Here is a 9,138-nt window from a genome sequence, read left to right on the forward strand (position 1 = left end):
ACTAAGGAATCGACCCGACGTTCAACAAAGGCAAGGTGAATTGTGGCAGTTGCAGTAGAAGCTCTTTTGACAACAGATATTCTGCGTCCGGCTCGATATCTTGGCAATGAGCTAGGAGCCGTTCACAAACCTTGGGATGAGGCGACGGTGCGATGGGTGCTGACTTACCCAGAGATTTATGAAGTTGGGGCATCGAATCTCGGTCATATTATTCTTTACAGCATTCTAAACACTCAGCCGCGTCAGTTGTGCGATCGAGCCTATCTTCCTGCTCCCGACCTCGCCGCTAAACTACGCGAAACGGAAACGCCTTTGTTTGCGGTGGAATCGCGCCGTCCATTAACAGATTTCGACATTCTTGGATTTAGCCTCAGTTACGAACTCGGCGCGACAAACATTCTTGAAATGCTCGACCTTGCAGGAATTCCCCTGACTTGGAAGGCACGATCGGAGACTGATCCCCTAATTTTTGCAGGCGGACAAACGGCCACTTCAAACCCTGAACCTTACGCTGATTTCTTCGATTTTGTGGCGTTGGGCGATGGGGAAGAACTTTTACCGGAAATCGGGTTAGTGGTCGAAGAAGGCAAAGCCGCAGGATTAAGCCGCGAGGCACTGCTGCTGGATTTGGCTCAAATTCCTGGGGTTTACGTGCCGCGATTTTACGAAATGGCTCCAGATGGTTCCGTGCATCCGAATCGTCCAGATGTCCCGAAACGAATTCTGCGACGGGTCGCCACACCGATTCCAGCCTATTCGATCGGGCTAGTTCCCTATGTGCAAACCGTCCACGATCGTTTAACGATCGAAATTCGGCGCGGTTGTACCAGAGGTTGCCGATTCTGCCAGCCGGGAATGCTGACCCGTCCAGCGCGGGATGTCGAACCTGAGCAGGTGGTAGACGCGATCGAGACGGGGATGAGAGCGACCGGATATAACGAATTCTCGCTGCTGTCGCTCAGTTGCTCCGATTATTTAGCGCTGCCCGCAGTCGGAGTCGAAATCAAGAATCGATTAAAAGGAGAAAACATCTCGCTGTCGTTGCCGAGTCAACGGGTCGATCGCTTCGATGAAAACATTGCAAACATCATCGGCGGCACTCGTCAAATGGGAATTACCTTCGCGCCAGAAGCCGGAACTCAACGAATGCGCGACATTATCAACAAAGGGCTGACCAATGAAGAGCTACTGCGCGGCGTGAAAACGGCTTTTGAGCAAGGCTGGGACAAAGTCAAGCTGTACTTTATGATTGGGCTTCCCGGCGAAACGGATGCAGACGTTTTAGGCATTGCGGACACGATTCGGTGGCTGCGGCGAGAATGCACCAAGCAAGGACGCAGACGGTTAGATTTCAACGTCACCATTTCTAACTTCACGCCAAAGCCGCATACTCCATTTCAATGGCATTCGGTTTCAACGGCTGAATTTAAGCGCAAACAAGCCTTATTAAAAGATGCCTTTCGATCAATCAAAGGCGTAAAAATCAATTTCACCGACACCCGGATTTCGGCAATGGAAGATTTTGTCGGTAGAGGCGATCGTCGACTCGCGCCAGTGGTACAACGCGCTTGGGAACTGGGTGCAGGCATGGACTCTTGGTGGGAGAGCCTGGAAAAAGCGTTTGGCGCGTGGACACAAGCGATCGACGAAGCAGGCGTAAGCTGGAAATATCGCCAAGTCGAAAGTGGTGAATGGAATATTTTTGAAGCGAATGAGGCGATTTCGCTCGATGCCCCTCTGCCCTGGGATCACCTAGATACGGGAATTGATAAGAAGTGGCTGAAAGAGGATCTACAAAGAGCGCTGGAAGCTGCGATCGTTCCCGATTGCTCGTTTGAGGGCTGTTCTCATTGCGGCGTTTGTGGAGTCGATTTTGGACACAATATTGTGATTCCGCCCCTTGAGATTCCTGAATTTTCGGGACACTTCCAGCCCAATCAAACACGAGCGCAACGATTACGGGTTCGGATGGGCAAACAAGGCGAAATGGCGTTACTGAGCCATCTGGACATGATGCGATTGTTCGATCGTGTAGTCCGTCGCGCTTCGATCCCGGTTACCTTTACAGGTGGATTTCACCCCTCGCCCCGAATTGTCCCCGCCAGTGCCCTACCGCTCGGCGTGAGTAGCTCTGGTGAAATCGTCGATTTTGAATTAACGCGATCGATGAACGTAGAAGAGTTCCGCAATCAACTTGCGGCTCAACTTCCAGCAGACCTTCCGATTTATGAGATTGAAGAAGTCGATCCACAGCAACCCGCAGCAGCCGTATTACTGCAAAAAGCCGAATATCGGCTCGAAGTGGCAGCCGAAACGGAAGCAGACTGGCAAGCTTGGATCGATCAGGTCTTAGCAAAGTCTGAGATTTGGCTAGAGCAAACGACAAAATCGGGAAAAACCTACCCGTTAGACGTGCGCGATCGCTTATTTAACCTGCAATTGCTTGAATCGACTGCGGAAAAAGCCACGTTGCAATACATCGGCAGTTGCCAGAATGATGGAACGCTATTGAAGCCGGAGCAGATGATTAAGATTCTTGAACAAGTAGCTGGACAAGAATTATCTCTTTTAACCATCCACCGCTCCCATCTCTTTTTGGCGTAATCAAACTTTCTTTTACTTCACTCCTCAAATTCAAATCGTCAAAATTGGTACAGATGCAGATCCGCACGTTATAATGCTTTGCATCACAGGCTGTAGTGAGCTAAGAATCCCCGTAGATGCTGTCGGGTGTTGGTCTTAGAGTCTTACTCAGCCTGTTTGCCAGATTTTCGCTATTCTTCATCCAGATGCGGCGGACAATTACGGTCGCTGCCTGTTTGATCGAAGTTCACTCGTTGACTGTCTATCGTCAGAGTGAGGATCGGTTTGAGGTCGTCGGTTTTTCAGAACCACTCACGCTGAACACTGCTCGGACTGATCGTGTTTTAGATACGCGATTTGAGAGGTCACACTCCTGTTTTTTCGTTGCGAAAGAAGCGAAACTTCAAAGCTTCGATCGCCCCCCAGATTTGAGGAAATTGAATGCCAAAGCAAATTGTAATTGCTGAGCAGCATCGAATCGCTGCTGTATTTTCAGAAGATCAAATTCAAGAATTAATCGTTGCCACCGGAAGCCATCAGGTGAGCGACATTTACTTAGGAATTGTCGAGAACGTTTTACCTGGAATTGATGCTGCATTTGTAAATATCGGTGACTCTGAACGAAACGGATTTATTCACGTTTCGGATCTAGGGCCGTTGCGACTCAAGCGATCGGCTGGATCAATCACCGAACTGCTTGCTCCGCAGCAAAAGGTTCTCGTCCAGGTAATGAAAGAGCCGACCGGAAATAAAGGCCCACGCCTAACCGGAAACATCTCGATGCCGGGTCGCTATCTGGTTCTGATGCCTTATGGTCGTGGCGTGAATTTGTCCCGCCGGATTCGCAATGAGAACGAACGTAACCGTCTCAGGGCCTTGGCGATTCTGATTAAGCCCGCCGGCATGGGAATCGTCATTCGCACCGAAGCCGAAGGAATGCCCGAAGAAGCCATTATGGAGGATTTGGAAACGCTCCAGCGGCAGTGGGAAGCCATTTTGCAAGAAGCAGGCTCCACTCGTGCGCCTGCCCTATTGAACCGAGATGATGATTTTATTCAAAAAGTTCTGCGGGATGTCTATAGTTCTGATGTCAACCGGATCGTTGTCGATTCTCACACTGGATTAAAGCGCGTTAAACAGCAGTTATTAAACTGGGGGGGCGGGAAAGCGCCTCAAGGCATTCTGATCGACCATCATCGCGATCGCATTTCCATCCTCGACTATTTCCGCGTCAATGCCGCAATTCGAGAAGCGCTGAAGCCAAGAGTGGATCTGCCCTCTGGCGGATATATCATCATTGAGCGGACTGAAGCCCTGACCGTAATTGATGTCAACTCTGGTTCGTTCACACGATCGGCAACCGCCAGAGAAACCGTACTCTGGACAAACTGCGAAGCGGCAACCGAAATTGCCCGGCAGTTACGCTTAAGAAATATCGCAGGCGTGATCATCGTAGACTTCATCGATATGGAGTCGCGACGTGACCAATTGCAAGTTTTAGAACACTTCAATAAAGCGCTACGCTCGGACAAAGCGAAACCACAGATTTCTCAGCTCTCAGAACTCGGTCTCGTCGAACTGACACGGAAACGGCAAGGAAAGAACATCTATGAATTGTTTGGTCGTCCTTGTCCCACTTGTGGCGGTTTAGGGCACGTCGTTCACCTTCCTGGAGAAGTCGATGCGGTTGAAGAAGGTGAAAGCCTAGAACAGCGCCCTGCTGCTCGATACGCTCCTGCAGGACGGACTGAACCCCGACGAGAACTTGCACCGCCTGCAACCGAGGCTTTCTGGGAAGGCGACGATCTCGATAATGATGGGGGTGAGTCGGATCTAGAGCTTCTACATCATCCGAGCTATCAAGAACGGGGTCGATCGGCAAGAAGTCGTCGCCGTCGTCCTCGAATTGGTGAAGACTCTCCGCGTGAGTTTACACGCAATGAGACTCCAGTGCGCGAAGCCCCACCCAAGCCGAGCCGTTGGGAAGAATCTGGCACACGCCCGAATGGGTTTTCGCCACCTGCTCCGACGCTAGTTCCACGATCGACCGAATACACGCCGGAACCTGTGGCTGATGCGCCTGCTGAAGAAGCGCCGCGTGAAAATCGCTACGAAGATCGGCGAAACAATCGTTCTTCGAGACGCGATCGATTTAACAAAACCCCGGCTGAACCGCCCGAAGTCGTCTATGTCGAAATGACTCCCGACGAGCAGGAAGTCTATGCCTGGATGGGAATTTCACCCCTGATTCTGTCAAGTCAAGAGGTCAAAAATCCGAAATCTGCGATCGTTTCGGTTCTACTTCCCGGAGAAGCGCCTCCTCCTGAAGCGGTTCAAGCCCCAGTTCAAACTGAGGAAGCCGTTACAACGGAAATTCCAGAGGATAAGGAATCTGTGGATCAGCTTGTAGAAGCACCGATTCAAGAAGACGCATCTGAGATTGCAGTAGAGGCAGTAGAGATTGAAGCGGCAGAAGTTGAAGCGCCCGAACCGGAAGCAGCACCCGAACCCGAAGAGGATGCCCCCATCAGACGCAGACGGCGGCGATCGTCGGCAACAGTGACAGAATAACGTGCCGCAGAATCCGACCTTAGAAACGGAGCAGTCTTTGTGGAAGCAAGGACTGCTTCGTGTTGCAGGTGTAGACGAAGCGGGGTTAGGCTGTCTGGCAGGGCCGATCGTTGCGGCTGCCGTTCTCGTCCCGCCTCAGTGCAAAATGCTGGAGGGAGTTCGAGATTCTAAACTGCTCTCTGCATCCGCTCGATCGCGCTTATTTGATCAAATTAAAGCAAGCGCAGTCGGCGTTGGAGTGGGAATCGCAACGGTTCACGAAATTGAGCAAATCAATGTTTTACGGGCATCTTATCTTGCAATGCAACGGGCGCTCTCTCGGATTGCACCTTACGACCATGCGTTAATTGATGGTCGTCCGATTAAGCAAGCTGACCTTGGTTCACACACTGCGATCGTCGATGGCGATGCTATCTGTTACGCGATTGCTTGCGCCTCGATCATTGCAAAAGTGCGGCGCGATCGATTCATGCAGCAATTGGCAAAACGGTTTCCTCAATACGGCTGGGAACGCAACGCAGGCTATGGAACAAAGCAGCATTTAGAAGCGCTCGACCAGTTTGGAGTCACACCGCATCATCGTCGAACTTATGCCCCAGTTCAGCGAACTATTCAGCAGTTAGCGCTTAATTTAGAGGATTAGCCGCGATCGGATGAGTTGGAGTGTTCGTCTCCATCTGCAGCGCCACCCAATTTCGGTAGTCTTCTAGCAACTGGTAGAGCAAGCGCTGCTTAATGGTGGACAAAACGCTCAGCAGCAAACTATTTCCAGCCGTTTCCAGCAGGGGGCGAGGCATAAAGGTAAACGGCGGTGGAAGTTCAACCTCAACGGCTAAGTCTGCTTGTCCCTTTAAATAGGTCAAGCCATGCTGTTGATAAGGAGAAAGCTGCCCGTGCAAGCTGAGTAAAAACTGGTCGTACTCAATTCCGCGCAGTTCGCAGGCAATTGATCGTAAATTAATCGCCGCAGTTTCAGTTGCCCAAATTTGCAGATCAACAACAGGTTGAATCGATAGCGTCATAAAATTTAATGAACGCATTTTCAGCCGATAGATTTCTTCATTCAGTGGCTCAATCTGACTCGATGCCGCCAAGGCATTCACCACTCGCTGAGGCTGCCGGAGATAATTTGTAATATGAATAGGCTGGTCTGGAACAACAATTTCGACACCGAGCGAAGCAGAGAACCGAGTATCCATCAGGGAATGGTTATCCAAAGGAGTTTTCTAATTATGAACTAATTTTAAGAGCCTTTTCAGAAATCCATGTTCATCTTTTGAAATATAAACCTATTTAGTTAGCCGAAAGATTACGGTTTTACAAAACTCAGCAGAATATAGAAATGAATTTGAATTTGGGAAACAGGCGATGACACAGACGATCGCGCATCTAGGGCCGCACGGAACCTATACGGAAGCCGCTGCACTGAAATATTTAACCTGGTTAACTCAAACAAGCAATGAAACTGCGTTTCTTTGTCCCTATCCCAGCATTACACAGGCGTTAGAAGCGGTGGCAAAAGAGCAAGCGCACTTCGCAGTCGTTCCAGTTGAAAATTCGATCGAAGGAAGCGTGACAATGACGCTCGATGCCCTTTGGCGACTCGATACGCTCAAGATTCAACACGCGATCGTGCTGCCCATCAATCATGCTCTCCTCTCGATTGCAGAGCGCCTAGATGAGATTCAAACTGTCTACTCTCATCCCCAAGCTCTAGCCCAATGTCAGAATTGGCTCGATCGCAATCTTCCCAATGTTCAACTCATTGCCGCGAACTCAACCACCGAAGCATTACAGCATTTAGGCGAAGACCAGACGATCGCCGCAATTTCCTCGCAAAGAGCTGCTCAGCTTTATAGCCTGCCGATTCTTGCCTCTCCAATTAATGATCATCCAGAAAATTGCACCCGATTTTTGGTTCTAAGTCTCGATCAATCTCCCGGTGGAAGCCGGACTTCTCTCGCCTTTAGTGTAAGTGCAAACAAACCTGGCGTATTAATGAAACCGCTCCAGATTTTTGCAGAGCGAGGAATTAATTTGAGCCGAATTGAATCGCGTCCGACGAAGCGATCGCTAGGAGATTATGTGTTCTTCGTTGATTTAGAAGCTGATACTCGCCAAGATGCCATTCAAGCTGCACTCGATGAATTGACAACTTGCACAGAAACGCTGAAAGTTTTTGGCAGCTATAGCGTTTTGCCCTCAAGCTAAGCTTCCTGATTCAGAACCGCTACGGGTTCAGGAATGGATAAAGGCTGAAGCGGTTTAAGCTTTGTATCCTCTTCTAGCTTTGCCCCAATTTCTAATGGTGCTTCTTGAGGAGCCGGTAATCCATCAAGAGATTTCGGCATTTGGGGAGAAGATGCAATAGTCGGTTTCACTAGCTGATCGACTGCCTGCTTCACAAACATTTGTAGAAACGGTAGGCGGCGATTTTGCTCAAACACCTTTTGCATGATCCGTTGCAGCACATCCTGCTTAATTTCTCCAGTCGGCTCGTTCTCAAAATACTCAATTAGGGTTAATCCAGCCATTCGAGTTAAGTAAGCCGCACTTACTCCTTGAATGAGTCCACCCGCAACAAAGGTAATGGCGTTTGTTTTAAGAATGCTGGCGATCGCTTGCGTGGAAACTTCAACCAATCCTAACTTCACCATCACGCTCGCCATCGTGGTCGCAACCGTTTTCGCCTGCTCTAGCGTAAATTTACGCTGATACAAATTGCTCAAATCCATCACCATCTGCCCATTAATTGCCGCAGTTGCAAGTAGATCTAATGCTGGAAAAGGATTGGCAAACGTTGTTCCTGCCACAACCCACTGAGCTTGATCAATCCGGGGCATGGCTCGATCGCGTCGCACCCGATTCAGGGCCGATTTCGCCTCAGCCTGAACTGCAGTAACGTTGCTGAGTGAGCTTGTTAGAACAAGCTGCTGCCCTTCCTGCGAGAGAATCTGATTCAAGCGATCGAGCAGTGGCAAAATTTGTGGCTCTGGCTTTTCTAGCCATTCTTTGAAGGTGCCATCTGATTGATGCTGCCGAATTTTTAGAGATTTTGGATTCGTCGCGATCGCAATCACATCTTGAGGTGCAAGCATCCCAGACATGCGATCGCGCAGATGATTCAGAATCACTTGCTGCGTTTCGGGCAGATACTGATCTTGCTTATTAAATAAAAGAATTAATCGTTTGCCGACAGCAGTAATTTGTTGAATGGCTTGAAATTCAGTTGAGGTTAAATCGCCGTTAGTCACGAATAAGACGACATCCGCCGAGCGTGCAAGCTTCCAAGCATCTCTTTCCGCAATAATCCCACTATCGGTAGCCGCAAATAATTCTGGCGTGTCTTGAATTACCAGCTTTTGTGAAACTTCACTCGTCCAACGATGCTCTAGCAGATTAACAAGCATCGTTTTACCGACGGATTTTCCGCCCATAACCGCAAAGCGAATTTCTTCACGATTTAAATCTGAAGTGATCTGATGGATCTGCGATCGCAGATCTGAGAGTTGCTGAGCGCTGCCATCGATCGTTAAATCCTGAGTCTCGATCGCCAGCAAGTCCAATAAGCCCTTTGCCTGAGCTAATTCATTCTGCACTCGATTCAGAGAGACTGGCTCAACTCGAATTTTTGGAGTATCGTCTTTCTGAAATTTCAGCGCTGCCCAAGCCACTCCGCTTCCAATCACGATCGCAGGAAGCCAGTCTCCCAGAGTATGCGTCAAATTTTCTAGAATCCAGAGCGAGAGGGCCGCGCCAATTCCGCCGAAAACTAACGATCGCTGCCACGAAATAGACATTCTTAATACATTTTGCAGATCACTGATTTCCAGGATAAGCCAAAGTTCCTCGATTGACCTGCCCCAATAGAAATCCATTTAAGCGTGAAAAAGCCCTCCGAATCTCGGAGGGCTTCATCTTGCTCAAACCGCTAGAGACTAACCGTTGATTGCAGGAGCAGAGAGTGCAACCGGAGCCGCTTCA

At 49.5% G+C, this 9,138-nt stretch carries 6 protein-coding genes; 4 read left to right on the forward strand and 2 right to left on the reverse strand.

Going from position 1 to position 9,138, the window contains the following annotated elements; translation table 11 throughout:
* Positions 1 to 42 precede the first annotated feature (42 nt).
* The 3 genes from H6F51_01250 to H6F51_01260 all read left to right on the forward strand — a co-directional run bounded on the left by H6F51_01250 (position 43) and on the right by H6F51_01260 (position 5,797).
* A complete protein-coding gene (locus H6F51_01250) occupies positions 43 to 2,604 on the forward strand; it encodes a TIGR03960 family B12-binding radical SAM protein (protein MBD1821147.1) in 2,562 nt (853 codons plus the stop codon).
* Between the two features lie 420 nt (positions 2,605 to 3,024).
* Entirely contained in the window at positions 3,025 to 5,154 is a 2,130-nt protein-coding gene (locus H6F51_01255) for a ribonuclease E/G (protein MBD1821148.1), read from the forward strand.
* A gap of 1 nt (position 5,155) precedes the next feature.
* Positions 5,156 to 5,797, forward strand: coding sequence for a ribonuclease HII (locus H6F51_01260; protein MBD1821149.1), 642 nt, complete (start codon positions 5,156 to 5,158; stop codon positions 5,795 to 5,797).
* On the opposite strand, the gene H6F51_01265 is transcribed toward H6F51_01260, so the two are convergent.
* A complete protein-coding gene (locus H6F51_01265) occupies positions 5,781 to 6,353 on the reverse strand; it encodes a DUF1997 domain-containing protein (GenBank protein ID MBD1821150.1) in 573 nt (190 codons plus the stop codon). The two genes, H6F51_01260 and H6F51_01265, sit on opposite strands and share 17 nt — an antisense overlap.
* 169 nt (positions 6,354 to 6,522) lie before the next feature.
* On the opposite strand from H6F51_01265, the gene pheA reads away from it, so the two are divergent.
* A complete protein-coding gene (gene pheA, locus H6F51_01270; GenBank protein ID MBD1821151.1) occupies positions 6,523 to 7,365 on the forward strand; it encodes a prephenate dehydratase in 843 nt (280 codons plus the stop codon).
* On the opposite strand, the gene H6F51_01275 is transcribed toward pheA, so the two are convergent.
* Entirely contained in the window at positions 7,362 to 8,954 is a 1,593-nt protein-coding gene (locus tag H6F51_01275) for a DUF697 domain-containing protein (protein ID MBD1821152.1), read from the reverse strand. The genes pheA and H6F51_01275 overlap by 4 nt on opposite strands.
* Positions 8,955 to 9,138 lie beyond the last annotated feature (184 nt).

The sequence above is a fragment of the Cyanobacteria bacterium FACHB-DQ100 genome (genome assembly GCA_014695195.1).
Lineage (GTDB): Bacteria > Cyanobacteriota > Cyanobacteriia > Leptolyngbyales > Leptolyngbyaceae > Leptolyngbya.

Coding starts and splice junctions, on each gene's coding strand:
- H6F51_01255 (MBD1821148.1), top strand. CDS start 3,025: ATGCCAAAGCAAATTGTAATTGCTGAGCAGCATCGAATCGCTGCTGTA.
- H6F51_01265 (MBD1821150.1), bottom strand. CDS start 6,353: ATGGATACTCGGTTCTCTGCTTCGCTCGGTGTCGAAATTGTTGTTCCA.
- pheA (MBD1821151.1), top strand. CDS start 6,523: ATGACACAGACGATCGCGCATCTAGGGCCGCACGGAACCTATACGGAA.
- H6F51_01275 (MBD1821152.1), bottom strand. CDS start 8,954: ATGTCTATTTCGTGGCAGCGATCGTTAGTTTTCGGCGGAATTGGCGCG.